Annotated in this window: 12 protein-coding genes; 6 read left to right on the top strand and 6 right to left on the bottom strand. The window is 55.1% G+C overall.

Annotated elements, in window-relative coordinates; translation table 11 throughout:
* The first annotated feature begins 3 nt into the window (after positions 1–3).
* The 6 genes from L1I42_RS01150 (at position 4) to ade (ending at position 8,035) form a co-directional block, all read left to right on the top strand.
* Entirely contained in the window at positions 4–1,431 is a 1,428-nt protein-coding gene (locus L1I42_RS01150) for a methyl-accepting chemotaxis protein (RefSeq protein WP_236112666.1), read from the top strand.
* 115 nt (positions 1,432–1,546) lie between these two features.
* Positions 1,547–3,088, top strand: coding sequence for an ABC transporter ATP-binding protein (locus tag L1I42_RS01145; RefSeq protein ID WP_236112663.1), 1,542 nt, complete (start codon positions 1,547–1,549; stop codon positions 3,086–3,088).
* Entirely contained in the window at positions 3,085–4,170 is a 1,086-nt protein-coding gene (locus tag L1I42_RS01140; protein ID WP_236112662.1) for an ABC transporter permease, read from the top strand. The genes L1I42_RS01145 and L1I42_RS01140 overlap by 4 nt, the downstream gene beginning before the upstream one ends.
* Positions 4,170–5,090: an ABC transporter permease gene (locus tag L1I42_RS01135; protein WP_236112661.1), complete on the top strand. Its 921-nt coding sequence runs from the start codon at positions 4,170–4,172 to the stop codon at positions 5,088–5,090. Before L1I42_RS01140 ends, L1I42_RS01135 begins: the two co-directional genes overlap by 1 nt.
* A gap of 45 nt (positions 5,091–5,135) precedes the next feature.
* Entirely contained in the window at positions 5,136–6,209 is a 1,074-nt protein-coding gene (locus L1I42_RS01130) for a BMP family ABC transporter substrate-binding protein (RefSeq protein ID WP_236112660.1), read from the top strand.
* A gap of 119 nt (positions 6,210–6,328) precedes the next feature.
* Entirely contained in the window at positions 6,329–8,035 is a 1,707-nt protein-coding gene (gene ade, locus L1I42_RS01125) for an adenine deaminase (protein ID WP_236112659.1), read from the top strand.
* A 411-nt stretch (positions 8,036–8,446) separates the two neighbouring features.
* Here the strand turns inward: ade and guaD are convergent, their stop codons facing one another.
* The 6 genes from guaD to uraH are packed head-to-tail and all read right to left on the bottom strand — an operon-like array spanning position 8,447 to position 15,973.
* A complete protein-coding gene (gene guaD / locus L1I42_RS01120) occupies positions 8,447–9,760 on the bottom strand; it encodes a guanine deaminase (RefSeq protein ID WP_236112657.1) in 1,314 nt (437 codons plus the stop codon).
* Positions 9,761–9,771: 11 nt separating this feature from the next.
* A complete protein-coding gene (locus tag L1I42_RS01115; RefSeq protein ID WP_236112655.1) occupies positions 9,772–10,995 on the bottom strand; it encodes a urate hydroxylase PuuD in 1,224 nt (407 codons plus the stop codon).
* Positions 10,985–11,827, bottom strand: a complete 843-nt coding sequence (gene xdhC, locus L1I42_RS01110) for a xanthine dehydrogenase accessory protein XdhC (RefSeq protein WP_236112654.1) — start codon at positions 11,825–11,827, stop codon at positions 10,985–10,987. The genes L1I42_RS01115 and xdhC overlap by 11 nt, the downstream gene beginning before the upstream one ends.
* Positions 11,827–14,133 (bottom strand): xanthine dehydrogenase molybdopterin binding subunit, encoded by a 2,307-nt coding sequence (xdhB, locus tag L1I42_RS01105; RefSeq protein ID WP_236112653.1) that lies wholly within the window; start codon positions 14,131–14,133, stop codon positions 11,827–11,829. Before xdhB ends, xdhC begins: the two co-directional genes overlap by 1 nt.
* Positions 14,133–15,617: a xanthine dehydrogenase small subunit gene (xdhA, locus tag L1I42_RS01100; RefSeq protein WP_439651481.1), complete on the bottom strand. Its 1,485-nt coding sequence runs from the start codon at positions 15,615–15,617 to the stop codon at positions 14,133–14,135. The genes xdhB and xdhA overlap by 1 nt, the downstream gene beginning before the upstream one ends.
* On the bottom strand, positions 15,614–15,973 hold the full coding sequence (gene uraH / locus L1I42_RS01095; RefSeq protein ID WP_236114141.1) for a hydroxyisourate hydrolase: 360 nt from the start codon (positions 15,971–15,973) through the stop codon (positions 15,614–15,616). Before uraH ends, xdhA begins: the two co-directional genes overlap by 4 nt.
* Between the last annotated feature and the right edge of the window lie 98 nt (positions 15,974–16,071).

Genomic DNA, 16,071 nt, shown 5'->3' with positions numbered 1-16,071 from the left:
ATTGTGAACGCAGCGGCGAAGCATGAATTAACCCCGGCAGACAACAACACCATGGCCGATATCGGTCATCGCGTTGAACGGCTGGGCATTGAAATCGCTGACGTCAATGGTGTGGCCAGCGAATTGGCCGCGCTTGGTGTGCAACAAGCGCAAAATGTCAGTTCAGTCACGCGCACGTCAGGTCAAGTGCTCGACACCACCACCAAATTGTCGAACTCTATGGCAGAAGCAGTACAATCTGCCGAGGAGGCGGAGCGTATTCTGACCGCCAGCACACAGCAGATACACGACACCATCCATAAAAACACCGACCGCATGCAGGAGTTGAGCAACAACAGCCTCAACTTGAAGGAAAGCCTCACCAGCGTTGACAATAATGTGCAAGAAGTGCGCGTGGCCAGCCGTGCCATTGGCCAGATTGCACGAGAGACCCAATTATTGTCGCTTAATGCAAGTGTGGAAGCAGCCCGTGCGGGAGATGCGGGCCGCGGTTTTGCCGTGATCGCCGCCTCTGTGAAAACACTGGCGGATCAGATTCAAGGGTTTGCTGATCAGAATGCCCAGAGCCTTGAAGAGTTGGTGGAGGTTTTAAGCGGGTTGCAGGATCGAAGCCAGGCCAGCGCCCAAACGGCCACACAGGCTATTGAAGACACTGCCGCCGCCACCGAGGCCAGCACCCAGCTCACCAATTTATCTCAAAGTGTTTCCAAGCTGGTCAAAGACATTGAGGCGCTGCGCGCGCCGGTGCATGAAAATATAAGAGCATCAACCTCGATCAATGAGGAATTGAGCGATCTGGACCAGAGCGTCAAACATTTTGAAAAGCAGTTGGGCACCTTGCAACGCCGCGCAGATTCCATCTTAGATATTTCCGAAGATTTGATGGTGTTTATCGCCCAATCGGGGGTGGAAACCGGCGACACCAAAATCATCCGCATCTGCGAAAAGGCCGCCCGGCAAATTGAAGCGTTGATGCAACAGGCGATCCAACAGGGGGCATTGAGCCGACGTGCGGCTTTTGATCGCCAATATAAGCAAATCCCCAATACCGACCCTATCCAATATTTCACCGAATATGTGGACTGGACCGATGCCCATTGGCAGCCCATTTTTGAAAAGGTTCAGCAGGCAGATCCGCGGATTGCCTTCAGCGCCGCCGTGGACGTAAACGGCTATTTGCCCACCCACAATAAAATCTATTCCAAGCCCCCCTCTGATGATCCGGTTTGGAACGCCGCCAATTGCCGCAACCGTCGCATCTTTGATGACCGGACAGGTCTTTCAGCTGGACAAAACACAAAGCCCTTTTTGCTGCAAACCTATCGCCGGGATATGGGCAATGGCGAATTTGTGCTGATGAAGGATGCCTCGGTGCCGCTCTATATTGAGGGTCAGCACTGGGGCGGATTGCGGATTGGCTACAAGGTTTAAGCGACAACACTTTTTGCCAAATGGTCAAATTATCCACAATTGTTTTCAAGCCGCTTGCGCAAAAATCATGAAAACGTCATAATCCCTCACAACGAGGGCATATGGGCAGGATTTCATGACGCAAACTGGCGCGAAGCATTTGCTTCAGCTTGAGGGCATTTCCAAATATTATGGAAGTTTCAAGGCCAATGATCGCATTGATTTGACGATTGAGCCGGGCCAAATTCATGCGCTGTTGGGCGAAAATGGCGCGGGCAAATCCACACTGGTCAAAATGCTTTACGGCAGCTTACAGCCGGATGAGGGGCGCATTTTGTGGCAGGGTGCACCGGTGGTTATTGGCAATCCGGCCGAAGCCCGTGCGTTGGGCATTGGCATGGTGTTTCAGCATTTCTCGCTTTTTGACGCCTTGACCGTGGCGGAAAATATCGCTCTAGCCATGCCCAAAGATCAAAAATTGTCAGATATTGCCCGAAGGCTGGAGGCCATTTCAAAGGAATATGGGTTGCCCTTGAAAGCCGGCGCGCGCATTCACGATTTATCGGTTGGGGAGCGCCAACGGGTGGAGATTGTGCGCTGCCTGTTGCAAGAGCCGCAATTGCTGATTTTGGATGAACCCACCTCTGTTTTAACGCCGCAGGAATCTGAAGATCTGTTCAAGGTGCTGCGTCGCCTCTCGAGCGAAGGCACGGCCATTCTTTATATTTCGCATAAGCTGGCCGAGGTGCAAGCGCTTTGCCAGAAAGCCACCATTTTGCGCCATGGGGAAGTGGTGGCGGATTGCGTGCCCGCCAACGAAACCACATTGAGTTTGGCGAAAATGATGGTTGGGGACGACATTCACGAAATCGCGCCGCGCAACACAGGCAGTGAGAGTGCTGAGGTGGTACTCGAGGTCAAGGGGCTTTCAGCGACCGGACTGACGGGTTTTGAAACCAGCCTGAAAAATGTCAATTTTAGTGTGCGCAAAGGCGAAATTGCTGGCATTGCCGGCATTGCCGGCAATGGACAAAGCGAATTGTTCGCTGCGCTCTCAGGCGAGCGTGCCACCGCGCCAGATATGATCAAGATTGATGGGGTGCCCGTAGGCCATTTGTCGATTTTGCAGCGGCGCAAACTGGGGGCCATGTTTGTTTCTGAAGAACGGCTGGGCCATGCGGCGGTGCCAGAAATGAGCCTTTCGGACAATGTGGTGCTGACGCGGCACGGGCTGGAGAAAGATTTGGAGACCGGACCTTTTATCCGCCACAGCACGGCCCGCAAAATCAAAGACAAAATCACGGAAATGTTCGATGTCCGCAAGGGCAATGAAGACCCTCCAGCCATGTCACTATCCGGCGGGAATTTGCAGAAGTTTGTGCTGGGCCGCGAAGTGATGGCGGGGGCCAAGCTGGTGATCGTCAACCAGCCCACCTGGGGCGTTGACGCGGGGTCGGCCGCCCAATTGCGGCAAAATCTGATCGATCTTGCGGCAGAAGGGGCGGCCATTTTGGTGATTTCGCAAGATCTGGACGAACTTTTTGAAATCTCTGACCGGCTGGCCACCATGGCCGAGGGCGAATTATCGACCTTTGTGCCAACGGGCGAAACCAACCGCAATGAAGTGGGGCTGAAGATGACGGGCGTGTTTGAACATGCGGCGGGAGCGAACGCATGAGGCTGGAGCTGATCAAACGTAGCGCGCCGGCCCCTTCCATGCGGATATTATCGCCGCTTTTGGGGCTGTTTCTGGCATTGATTGCCGGGGCGATCATGTTTTCGGCTCTCGGCAAAGCGCCGGATCGGGCTTTATATGCGTTTTTCATCGAACCTGTCTCCGAAATGTGGAGCGTGCATGAACTGCTGATCAAAGCCGCGCCGCTGATCCTGATGGGCGCTGGGCTTTGCATTTGCTTTCAATCGAACAATTGGAATATTGGCGCCGAAGGGCAAATGATTGTCGGTGCCATTTTTGGCGCGGCCTTGCCCATCCTGCTGCCGGACGTACAGAATTTTTTGATCCTGCCGCTGATGCTGATTTTCGGCATTTTGGGCGGCATGCTTTATGGCTTTATTCCGGCTTTGTTGAAAGCCAAATTCAAAACAAATGAGATTTTGACCAGCCTGATGCTGGTTTATGTGGCGCAAATGCTGCTCGACTGGATTGTGCGCGGGCCCTGGCGCAACCCGGAAGGAATGAACTTTCCTGAATCTCGGCGCTTTCACGAATGGGCGCGCATCCCTGAAATGATCCCCGCCGACGGGCGCGCCAATTGGGGCTTTGTGATCGCCATTATTGTGGCGGTGGCGCTGGGGATTATGCTGGCCAAAAGCCTGAAAGGTTTCGAAGTCAAGGTGATCGGCACCAGCCCCAAGGCCGCGCAATTTGCCGGATTTGATCGGCAAAAGATGATCTTTTTTGCCTTTTTGCTGGCGGGCGGCTGTGCCGGGCTGGCGGGCATTATTGAAGTGGCCGGGGCCACCGGGCAACTGCGCCCCACCGTGTCGCCCGGCTATGGCTTTACGGCTATTATTGTCGCCTATCTGGGGCGGTTGAACCCGATTGGGGCGATCGTTGCCGGGCTTGTGTTGGCCCTCACCTATCTGGGTGGCGAGGCGGCACAGATCAGTTTGGGGCTTTCCGACAAGATTGCACGGGTGTTTCAAGGCCTGATCCTGTTCTTCGTGCTCGCGTGCGATACGCTCATTCTTTATAAAATCCGCCTGACATTTGGCGCTGCGCATAAGGGAGCCGCATAATGGGCATGACAGAAGCCATTTTGTTGACCATTGCCACCGCTGCGACGCCGCTTTTGATCGCCGCGATTGGCGAACTGGTGGTGGAACGCTCCGGGGTGTTGAACCTTGGCGTTGAAGGCATGATGGTGATGGGCGCTGTGGGCGGCTTTGTGGTGGCCAGCTTAACCGGCAATCCCTGGATCGGGGTTTTGGCGGCCATCGCGCTTGGCGTGCTCACCTCGCTGCTGTTTGCTTTTCTCACCATTTCGCTGGCTGCCAACCAAGTTGCCACAGGTCTGTCACTGACCATTCTAGGCCTCGGCGCATCCAGCTTGATGGGCGAAAAATTTGTGGGGCAAGCGGGTAAAAAGCTGGGCAATTTGGACCTGCCAGTTTTGAGCGATATACCGCTGATCGGGCCGCTAATCTTTGGTCAGGACCCCATCTTTTACATCTCAATTGCGCTGGTGATCGGCGTGAGCTGGTTTTTGTTCCGCACCCGCGCCGGGCTCACCCTGCGCTCCATCGGCAACAATCATCATTCGGCCCACGCGCTGGGCATTCCGGTGTTGCGCTATCGCTATCTGGCGGTGATGTTTGGCGGTGCCTGTGCCGGGTTGGCAGGCGGCCACTTATCGCTTGTTTATACGCCGCAATGGGTGGAAAATATGACCGCAGGACGCGGCTGGATTGCGCTGGCGCTGGTGGTGTTTGCCTCTTGGCGACCCGCACGTGTTTTGGCTGGCGCATATTTGTTTGGTGCGGTATCTATCGGACAATTACACGCGCAAGCGCTAGGAATTGCAGTGCCCTCACAATTGCTCACAGCATTGCCATTTTTGGCAACGATAGTGGTGTTGGTGCTGATCTCACAAAATGTTCGGGCGACATTGATCAACACGCCCGCAATGCTTGGTCGGCCCTTTGTGCCTGACCGTTAAAACATGATTTGGCATGTTGCCAAATCAAACTTTGGAGGTGAAGAGATGAAGAAACTGCTGATCGGATTGGCCGGCGTGGCCGCCATGTCACTGGGCATGGCCGCTTCCGCGATGGCGGAAGATCCCATGAAAGTGTGCTTTGTTTATGTTGGTTCAAAAACCGACGGGGGCTGGACCCAAGCACACGATATTGGCCGCCAGGAATTGCAAGCGCATTTTGGCGACAAAATTGAAACCCCTTACATTGAAAATGTGGCGGAAGGCCCGCAGGCTGAAGGCGTTATCGAACGTTTTGCCCGCTCTGGCTGTGAGCTGATTTTCACCACAAGCTTTGGCTTTATGGACCAGACCATGGCCGTGGCCGAGCGCTTCCCGGACGTGAAGTTTGAGCACGCCACTGGTTATAAAACAGCCGAAAACGTGACGAGCTACAACTCACGCTTTTATCAGGGTCGTTATATTCTGGGCCAGATTGCGGCGAGCGTAAGTGAAAAAGGCGTGGCTGGCTATATTGCCTCCTTCCCGATTCCGGAAGTTGTGCAAGGCATTAACGCCTTTGTTTTGGGTGCCCAAAGTGTGGACCCGGATTTCAAGCTGAAAGTGGTTTGGGTGAACACATGGTTTGACGCCGGTAAAGAAGCCGATGCGGCCAAAGCGCTGATCGACCAGGGCGTTGATATACTGACCCAGCACACTGACTCCACTGCGCCGATGCAGGTGGCAGCAGAGCGTGGCATCAAGGCGTTTGGTCAGGCTTCTGACATGATTGCGGCGGGTCCAGAGACACAGTTGACTGCGATTGTGGACACTTGGGGCGCTTACTACATCAAGCGCGTGCAGGACGTGATGGACGGCACATGGGAAAGCCAGTCAACCTGGGATGGTTTGGCCGAAGGCATTCTTGAAATGGCCCCTTACACCAACATGCCTGAAGATGTGAAAGCCATGGCGGAAGCCACCGAGGCCGCCATCATTTCAGGCGAGTTGAAGCCCTTCACCGGCCCTGTGAAAAAGCAGGACGGCACCGTGTGGCTTGAAGAAGGCGAAGTGGCCGAAGATGGCGAATTGCTTGGCCTGGGCTTCTATGTTGAAGGCGTAGACGACAAGCTGCCGCAATAAGGGCTGAATAGCTTGGTAGATTTTAAGGGCGGGTCTTTTGACCCGCCCTTTTCTATTTGTATTGAAAACGTTATAATATTTGACCAAACGATAAAAATAATATGCTTGGGGAATTGGTGATGGATAAGGCAGAACTGGCCAAAATGATTCAGGCGGGCGCGGGCCAGCGCAATGCGGATCTGGTGATCAAAAATGTGCGCTTGCTCGATATCATCACCGGCGACATTGCCACCAGCGATATCGCTATCGTCGGCAACCGTATTGTGGGCACCCATTCCACATATGAGAGTGATCGCGAGATTGACGGGGCAGGCCGCTTTGCCGTGCCAGGTTTTATCGACACGCATTTGCACATTGAAAGCTCGCTGGTGTCGCCGATGGAGTTTGACCGTTGTGTGTTGCCGTACGGGCTGACCACCGCCATTTGCGACCCCCACGAAATTGCCAATGTGCTGGGCGCGGACGGGATCAAATATTTCCTCGACGCGTCGGATCGCAGCTTGATGGACATCAAGGTCAATCTGTCCTCCTGCGTGCCCGCCACCGCGTTCGAAACGTCTGGTGCGGAATTACTGATCAAAGATTTGCTGCCCTATCGGGATCATCCGAGCGTGATCGGGTTGGCGGAATTTATGAATTTTCCCGGCGTGATCAACACCAATGATGAAGTGCTCGACAAGCTGCTGGCGTTTCAGGATGGGCATATTGATGGCCACGCGCCATTGCTGCGCGGCGATGATTTGAACGGCTATCTGGCGGCGAAAATTCGCACGGACCATGAGTGCACCACCGCCGATGAAGCGCGGGAGAAGATGCGCAAAGGCATGGCGATTTTGATCCGCGAAGGCTCTGTATCAAAGGATTTGAATGCGCTGGCCGAGGTGCTGACCGCGGAAAGCTCCAGCTTTATGGGGCTATGCACCGACGACCGCAATCCGCTGGATATTCATGAGGAAGGCCATCTGGACAGTTTAATCCGCCGCCTGATCGCCAAAGGCTGCCCAACGCATCATGTATATCGCGCGGCGAGCCATTCGGCAGCGCGCATTTTCGGTCTTGATGATCGGGGTATTGTCGCGCCGGGCTGGCTTGCGGACATTGTGTTGCTAGATGATCTGGAGCAGTGCGCTGTGAGCGATGTGATCAAATCCGGCCAGTTGGTGGACGAAGCTGCTTTTGCGGCACGGCCGTCGCTAGAGCCGATTGGACTTCAGTCGATGAAGGCACAAAAGACCACGCCGGATCAGTTTAAAGTGCCGGCCAGTGAAGGGAAAAACCTGACCCCGATGATGGGGGTCAAACCAGGTTTGATCCTCACCTATCGTGAAGAGGGCGTATTGCCACGCGAGGACGGCATATTAAGTCCAGACACGGCGCAGGACGCTATTCAAGTCAGCGTGGTGGAGCGGCATGGCAGAAATGGCAATATTGGCCATGGCTTTGTGAAAGGATTTGGTTTGAAACAGGGGGCGATTGCCTCTTCGGTGGGCCATGACAGCCACAACATCACTTTGGTGGGCACCAATCCGGACGATCTAAGCGCCGCCGCCAACCGCATCATTGACATGCGCGGCGGTTTTTGCGTGGCGCATGAGGGCAAGATTTTGGCGGAGCTGGCGCTGCCTATTGCCGGGCTGATGAGTGAACTGCCCTTTGAAGAGGTGGCCCATGCTTTAGAAAAGCTGCGCGATGCGGCGCATGGGCTGGGGTGCACCCTGCCCGAGCCGTTTTTGCAGGTGGCCTTTTTGGCACTGCCGGTGATTCCCCATTTGAAGATGACCGATTATGGGCTGTTTGATGTGGATGCGTTTGATTTTGTAAAGTGACGCGGGCCGAGCGCAAAGAGACTGACGCTCCTGTGTAACCGTTGGTGCTGCATGGATTACCGGATCAAGTCCGGTAATGACGGCAGTGTGTGGTTGGACTTCAAAACGCACCGCAGCGTCATCCTCGGGCTTGACCCGGGGATCCAGTAAGCGCGAGCCAAAGTGAGCAACATATGCGCATTGCCGTGGCGGTATTCCGATCTGGATTCCCGCCTCCGCGGGAATGACGGCGGAGATGTTGGGATTTGGGTTGCCTACCAGCTTCGACTTCAGCGCTTCGCAGTTATTACAGACTGCCATGATCACACCACACCACCCACAGGGCCGCCCCGGACCTGATCCGGGGCCAACACGCCTAGCGCTGAGTTGATCATTGGTCCCCGCTCGAGGCTGGGACGGCCACTGCGGGTATTACCCACTCAGCTTTGATTTGAGCGCTTCGCCTGCGACATAGGTTTCCACGATGGCGCGGTCGTCCCCCATGGTTTGGAGCATGAAGAGTTCCTGCTCCAGATCAAAGACCGTCTCCATGCGGAGTTTCATCACCGGGGTTGCTGCGGCGTCGAGGACGATAAAGTCGGCATCGCTGCCTTCGTCCAAAGTGCCTATGCGATCTTGCAATGAGAGGGCTTCTGCGTTGCCTAAAGTCGCTTGATAAAAGCTAACCAAAGGTGGCAGGCGCTGGCCTTGCAATTGCAGCACTTTGTAGCCCTCATCCATGGTGCGCAACATGGAGATGGAGGTGCCGCCGCCAATATCGGTTGCCAAGCCAATGCGCCCCTGATTTTGAACGCCTTCCATATTTTGCCAATCAAAGTGGCCGGAGCCGATAAACATATTCGAGGTGGGACAGAAGACGGCAACCGATCTGGAATCAAACATCGCGTCGCGCTCGCGATCGCTCATATGGATGCAATGGCCGAACAGGGATTTCTCGCCCACCAAACCATATTTTTCATAGATGCCAAAATAGTCGCCCGCGTCAGGATAGAGCTCGTTGGTGAAAGCGATTTCGTTTTTGTTTTCATTCAAATGGGTTTGAATGTGCAGGTCTGGAAATTCTTTCGCCAACGCCCCTGCGACTTCCAACTGCTCCGGGGTGGAGGTGATGGCAAAGCGGGGGGTGATCACATAATAATTGCGCCCGAGCCCGTGCCATTTTTCAATCCCAGCTTTGGTGTCATCATAGGAGGATTGCGGTGTGTCGGTGAGCGCGTCTGGCGCTTCGCGGTCCATCATCACTTTGCCGCCCAGCATCAGCATATTGCGGTGGGACGCGGCGCTGAAATAGGCATCGACCGAGCCGGGATGTACCGAGCAGAAGGCGCTGGCGGTGGTGGTGCCGTTGCGGATGAGTTCATCCATTAAGTGGTCTGCGATCCGCGCGGCGTGAGCGGCGTCACCGAAACGCTGCTCTTCCACAAAGGTGTAGGTGTTCAGCCATTCCAGAAGTGACCCGGCATAGGAGGCCAGCACCTGCATCTGCGGGAAATGAATGTGCGGATCAATAAAGCCGGGCAGGATCAGCTTGCCGCGATGATCGTCAATCGGCGCATCTTTGGCGGCTTTGGCTTTCACCTCATCAAAGCTGCCCATGGCCGCGATGGTGCCATTGCGCACCAGCAAAGCACCATCTTCAATATAGCGATAGGCGCTGTCATCATCACGCGCTTGCGGTTTCGCGTGGAAGCTCAGCAAGCGCCCACGGACTAGTTTTTCACTCATATTGATCGGTCCTACTGATTTACGCTTTCATACCATGCCACAAGCAGCTCGCGCTCTTCATTTGACATGTAGGTCACATTGCCCGGCGGCATGGCGTGGCTACGCCCGGCCTGGATATAAATCTCTTTGGCATAGGCGGCAATGGCTTGGTCATTATCCAAAATGACATTTTTCGGCGCTTGATGCACCCCGTCCCACACCGGCTCTTCGGCGTGACACATGGCGCAACGGCCCATCACCGTGTCGCGCGCCTCTTCAAATTGTGCGGATTCCATATAGGGCGCGGCGTTGAGGGTGGCCATTTTATCTTCGGTGAGGCCAGAGATTTTCGGATTGGTGGAGAGCCACATGATCAGGATAAACAGCACCGCCGAGACAAACCATGTCCAGCTCAATGACTTGCCGGTTTCATGCTTGGTGTTGAAGAAATGACGGATCAGCACGCCGATCAAAAAGATCATCGACGCGATCACCCAATTATATTGGGTGGCGAAAGCCAGCGGGTAATGGTTCGACAACATCAAAAAGATCACCGGTAGGGTGAGATAATTATTGTGCACCGAGCGCTGTTTGGATTGTTTGCCCAAAGCCGGGTCCGGCTCTTTGCCAGCTTTCAAATCCGCCACAATTACTTTTTGGTTGGGGATGATGATGAAGAACACATTGGCCGACATGATGGTGGCGGTGAAGGCCCCCAAATGCAGCAGCGCGGCGCGACCGGTGAAGATTTGGGTGTAACCCCAAGCCATAAAGACCAGCACGCCAAACAGCAGCACCATCAGGCCTGTCTCGCTTTTGCCGATCGGGGATTTGCACAAAAGATCATAAATGATCCAGCCCCCGGCAATGGAAGCGACCGACAGGAAGATGGCGAGCGGCACGCCCATATCCATGACATTGCGGTCGATCAGATAAAGGTCCGCGCCGACATAATAGACAATGGCGAGCAGGGCGAAACCGGAGAGCCAGGTGGTATAGGCCTCCCATTTAAACCAGATCAGATGCTCGGGCATATGTTCGGGCGCGACCATATATTTTTGAATATGGTAGAAACCGCCGCCATGGACCTGCCACTCTTCGCCGCGCACGCCCTTGTGCAGTTTCGGGTTGGGCTTGAGGCCCAGATCCAAGGCGATGAAATAGAAGCTGGAGCCGATCCAGGCGATAGCGGTGATCACATGCAACCAGCGCACGCCAAAGGCGATCCATTCGTAAAAAATTGCACTATCTGGCATATACGCCCCCTAATTTCACCTTGGCTGTTTGCGCCTGTGCCGCCTGTTGCTCGATCAACTCTGCCGCCACCAACGCCGCGATCATTTCGGGCCGTTTATCTTTGACCTTGGCGCCGCCAATAGGCAGCACCAATTGATCGAATGATGCATCTGGATAGGCGTCGGCCAACCAGGAGCGGAAGGTGTTGCGCTTTGATTTTGAGCCAATCATGCCGACATAGAAAAAGCGGTTCATGGCCAAGGCTTCACCCGTGATCATAAAGTCCAGCGCGTGATCATGAGTGAGCACCACCACGCCTGCCCCATCTGGTGCGGTGCGCAATTCTGCCTCCGGCAGTGGGCTCAGACGCTTCTCGATGCCGTCAAGTTTGGCCAATTCTTCGGCGCGTTGATCAATCAGGATCGGCTTGAACGGCAATGGCTTTAGCGCCTGTGCCAAAGCGCGGCCCACATGGCCTGCCCCAAAAATATAGATTGGGGTATGGGCATCCGCTTCGTCGCGTAAATTCTGTTCGAAAATCTGTGCCGCGTGAGCATCCAAGCGACGCAGGGAGAAGGTGAAATGTCCGCCGCAGCATTGGCCGATTTGCGGGCCGAGTGGCAAGTCTATCTCTCGATGATCCTGACCTTGGCGCAGCATTTTGCGGGCTTCGTCTATCATCATATATTCGGCCTGGCCACCGCCAATGGTGCCGAACATTTCTGACGCGCTGACCACCATTTTTGCGTCCATATCGCGCGGGGTGGAGCCTTTGACGGCTAGAATTTCCACCAAAACGGCCTCGCCCTTTGCTTGCGCCCAGAATTGTTGCCAAGTGGAAATCGCCCCCATCAGCGCTGCCCTTTCAGCCTTTCCACCGCCATCAAAATGCGCTCCGGCGTTGCCGGGGCATCAAGGCGCGGGCAGATTTTATAATCGGCAACGCTAGCCACGGCCATGGAGAGAGCTTCTAGCACCGAAATGGCAAGCATAAAGGGCGGTTCGCCTACCGCTTTAGACCGTTTGGTGGTGCGCTTTTCATTTTTCGACCAGGTCACCAGCTTGGTATTGAAAGTGCGCGGCCGGTCGGACGCCAGTGGGATTTTATAGGTGGAGGGCGCGTGGGTTTTCAGTTCGCCTTTATCGGAGAACCAGAGCTCTTCGGTGGTGAGCCAGCCCATGCCCTGAATAAAGCCGCCTTCGACCTGGCCCAAATCGATGCCTTCATTGATCGAGTTGCCCACATCGTGGAGGAGGTCCACGCGGTCCACAAAATATTCGCCGGTGAGCGTATCGATAACGACCTCAGAAACAGCTGCGCCGTAGGCATAATAGTAGAACGGCGTGCCGCGCCCGGTTTCCCGGTTCCAGTGAATCTCGGGGGTTTTGTAAAACCCGGCGGCGGACAGATGCACGCGCTCCATATAGGCGGCGGCGATCAGTTCTTCGAACGGCACTTGCTTGCCGGCGCAATCCAAATGCTCGTAGCCGAACTTCACGTCGGCTTCTTCGATCTGGAACTTGTCGGCGGCGAACCGCACCAGCCGTGCCTTCAATTGCCGCGCCGCGTCGGCGGCGGCCATGCCGTTCAAATCGGTGCCAGAGGAGGCGGCGGTGGCAGAAGTGTTGGGTACTTTGTCGGTGCGGGTGGCGCTAACTTTGACGCGGGCCGGATCGACCTGCAACTCGTCCGCCAGCACTTGCGCCACTTTGGAATAAAGCCCCTGCCCCATTTCCGTGCCGCCATGATTGAGCAGGATGGAGCCATCCTTATAGATATGCACCAAAGCGCCTGCCTGATTGTACCAGGTGGCGGTGAAGGATATGCCGAACTTAACCGGGGTGAGCGCAATGCCGCGCTTCAGGTTTTTGTGGGATTTGTTGAACTCAAGCACCTTTTGGCGCCGGGCCTGATAGTCGGCGCTTTCTTCCAATTCGTCCACCACTTGGGCGATGATGTTGTCATCGACAATCTGGTGATAGGGCGTGGTGTTGCCGGTATTCGGGCCATAAAAATTGGCGCGGCGTATCTCAAGCGGGTCTTTGCCCAGCTTATAGGCGATCTCTTCAATCACCCGTTCGCCGCCAATCATGCCCTGCGGACCACCAAAGCCGCGGAAAGCGGTGTTGGACACGGTGTTGGTTTTGAGCGGGCGCGAGCGCAGTTCGACATTTTCGAAGAAATAGCAATTGTCCGCATGGAACAGCGCGCGGTCGGTCACCGGGCCGGAAAGATCAGCGGAGAAGCCACAGCGGGCGGCAAAGTCAGCATCCAGTGCGTGGATTTTGCCGCTTTCATCAAAGCCCACCTCATAGGTGGCGAGGAAATCGTGGCGCTTGCCGGTCATCACCATATCATCGTCGCGATCCGGGCGAATTTTCACTGCGCGCTTATATTTTTTCGCGGCGATGGCCGCCACACAGGCGAACAAGGCGCCCTGGGTTTCTTTGCCGCCAAAGCCGCCACCCATGCGCCGCACTTCCACATTCACGGCATGTTGGTGCGTGCCCAAAGCGTGGGCCACCATATGCTGCACTTCAGATGGGTGCTGGGTGGAGGAGATGACCTTCACAGTGTCATCTTCGCCCGGGATGGCCATAGCAATTTGGCCTTCCAGATAGAAATGATCCTGCCCGCCAATTTCCATTTCGCCTTTAAGGCGCATTGGGGCCTTTTCCATCGCCGCTTTCACGTCACCATTTTTCAAAGTGAGTGACGGGGTCACAAATTCTCCACCTGCTTTTTCAGCGGCGCGAATATCGATGAGGGCCGGTTTTTCTTGATAGGTGATCTTGGCTTTTTTCGCCGCACGACGCGCCGCATCTCGGTGGGTGGCGATCACGGCAACGATGGGCTGGCCGAGGAACTGCACGTCTTTGTCGGCAAAGATCGGATCATCATGCAGCGCCGTGGGGCTGACATCATTTTCGCCGGGAATGTCATCAGTGGTGAGCACACCCAAAACATCGGGGTGCGTCAACACGTCGGTGAAGTCCATGCTTTCAATGGTGCCTGCGGCAACCGTGCTGAGGCCGATATAGGCGTGCAGCGTGCCCGCCGGTTCATTGATGTCATCAAGATAATCGGCGGCACCGGCCACATGTTTGTGGGCGGATTCGTGCGGTTTCGGGCCGAGGGCAGATTGCTTTTGGCTCATCAATTCACCTCCACCAATGCGGCTTGGCGCAATGTATCTAAACTCTCCGCCTCACCAAAATGCTCGTCAAAAAAGCGCAGCAGCAGATTTTTCGCCACTTGCTGGCGATAGGCGGCACGGGCGCGCATGTCGGTGAGCGGGGTAAAGTCCTGGTCGAAAGCATTGAGCGCGTTTTCAAATGTGTCGCGGGTGAGCGGCTGACCCTTCAGCGCCGCTTCCACATGGGTGGCACGTTTGGGCACGCCCGCCATGCCGCCATAAGCAATGCGCAAAGCGCCGATTTTGTCGCCGTCTATCTCGAGATAGAAGGCAGCAGCGACCGACGAAATATCTTCGTCGCGGCGCTTGGAAATTTTGTAGGTGGCGAAATGCGCTTCGGGTTTGGGCAGCGGCACCTCAATCTGCCCAACAAACTCGCCGGGTGCCCGATCCTGCTTGCCATAGTCGATAAAGAAGGTCTCCAACGGCAATTGGCGGGTTTCATCGCCCTTTTGAAGGGTGAGGGTTGCGCCGAGCGCGATTAACGGCGGTGGCGTGTCGCCAATCGGGGAACCGTTGGCAATATTGCCGCCAATGGTACCCATATTGCGCACCTGCGCGCCGCCAATGCGTCGCCAATAGGTGCTGAGTTGCGGCAGTTTTTCATCAATCAGCGGCAGCAAGTTGGTGTAGGTCACACCCCCATCAATGATCAGCTGCCCATCTTTTTCCTCGACCGCGTCAAAATCATTGAGCGCGGTCAGATATATGGATGGCGTGATCGACCGCATAAATTTGGTGACCCAGAGGCCGACATCTGTGGCCCCGGCCACCAAAGTCGCGTCCGGGTGGGCGGCATAGATTTCGGCCAATTGCGCCTTGGTTTTGGGCACAAAGATTTGATCGTCGCCCTGCGATATGGCGATCGGCGTGACATTTTCCAACGCCTGCAGACGATCGATATTTTGCTGGCGCTCTTTGACCAGGAAATCCTGCTCCAAGCTGCCAAATTTTGCGATATTGCGGGCGGCTTTGACGATCGGTTGATAGCCGGTGCAGCGGCAGAGATTGCCTTGCAGCGCTTCCTCGATCTCAGTTGTGGTTGGATCAGCCTTTTCCATCCACATGGCATAGAGTGACATCACAAAGCCGGGGGTGCAAAAGCCGCATTGAGAACCGTGATAGTCCACCATGGCTTGCTGGATCGGGTGTAGCCCCTGATCGCCCTTCAAATGCTCGATGGTCACAATATGCGTGCCATGCAGGCTGGCCACAAAGCTGATGCAGGCATTGACGCCCTGATAGCGAAATTTGCCGTTTTTCAGCCGTCCCACCAGCACGGTGCAGGCACCACAATCGCCTTCGGCGCACCCCTCTTTGGTGCCGCGAAGTGTTTTTTCTAGCCGTAAAAAATCAAGTAAAGTCTGGTCTGATTTGAGCTTATCCAGCTCAATTTTTTCATCATTCAGCCAAAAAGTGATTTTTGAATCAAAATTCAATATCAGCTCCCGCGATAGGTGGAATAGCCATAGGGCGACAGCAACAATGGCAGATGGTAATGCTGATCCGGTCGGGCAATAACGAAGCGCACTGGCACTTCATCCAAAAAAGCACCATTCGGCTCTTCTATGCCGTGGCTTTTGAAATAATCTGCCACCATAAAGCGCAGCTCATAGGTGCCCGTTTTCAAAAAACCTTCTAAAAGGGGACCATCGACTCGTCCATCGTGATTGGTACGGGTTTCCAAAATTTGCGTTGGCACATCGCCATTCAACTCAAATAGGCAGAGCTGCAAGCCGCTTGCCGGGCAGCCGCGTGCCGTATCCAACACATGGGTTGTTAGTTTGCCTGAAGCCATGATCTCCCCCTTCAATGGTGCATTTTTGCCGCGACAACGGGGACCGTGTCAATAAATTTTAACAAATGGTCAAAAATTAGACAAGCCCTGAGATTTCCCCC

The organism is Maritalea mediterranea (genome assembly GCF_021568695.1).
GTDB classification, from domain to species: Bacteria; Pseudomonadota; Alphaproteobacteria; order Rhizobiales; family Devosiaceae; genus Maritalea; species Maritalea mediterranea.
The sequence above is the reverse complement of the archived record's forward strand: the minus strand, read 5'-3'. Positions and strand labels throughout refer to the sequence as shown.

Coding starts and splice junctions, on each gene's coding strand:
- xdhC (WP_236112654.1), bottom strand. CDS start 11,827: ATGGGGGCGATTTCCACTTGGCAACAATTCTGGGCGCAAGCAAAGGGC.
- L1I42_RS01135 (WP_236112661.1), top strand. CDS start 4,170: ATGGGCATGACAGAAGCCATTTTGTTGACCATTGCCACCGCTGCGACG.
- L1I42_RS01145 (WP_236112663.1), top strand. CDS start 1,547: ATGACGCAAACTGGCGCGAAGCATTTGCTTCAGCTTGAGGGCATTTCC.
- L1I42_RS01115 (WP_236112655.1), bottom strand. CDS start 10,995: ATGCCAGATAGTGCAATTTTTTACGAATGGATCGCCTTTGGCGTGCGC.
- ade (WP_236112659.1), top strand. CDS start 6,329: ATGGATAAGGCAGAACTGGCCAAAATGATTCAGGCGGGCGCGGGCCAG.
- L1I42_RS01140 (WP_236112662.1), top strand. CDS start 3,085: ATGAGGCTGGAGCTGATCAAACGTAGCGCGCCGGCCCCTTCCATGCGG.
- guaD (WP_236112657.1), bottom strand. CDS start 9,760: ATGAGTGAAAAACTAGTCCGTGGGCGCTTGCTGAGCTTCCACGCGAAA.
- L1I42_RS01130 (WP_236112660.1), top strand. CDS start 5,136: ATGAAGAAACTGCTGATCGGATTGGCCGGCGTGGCCGCCATGTCACTG.
- xdhB (WP_236112653.1), bottom strand. CDS start 14,133: ATGAGCCAAAAGCAATCTGCCCTCGGCCCGAAACCGCACGAATCCGCC.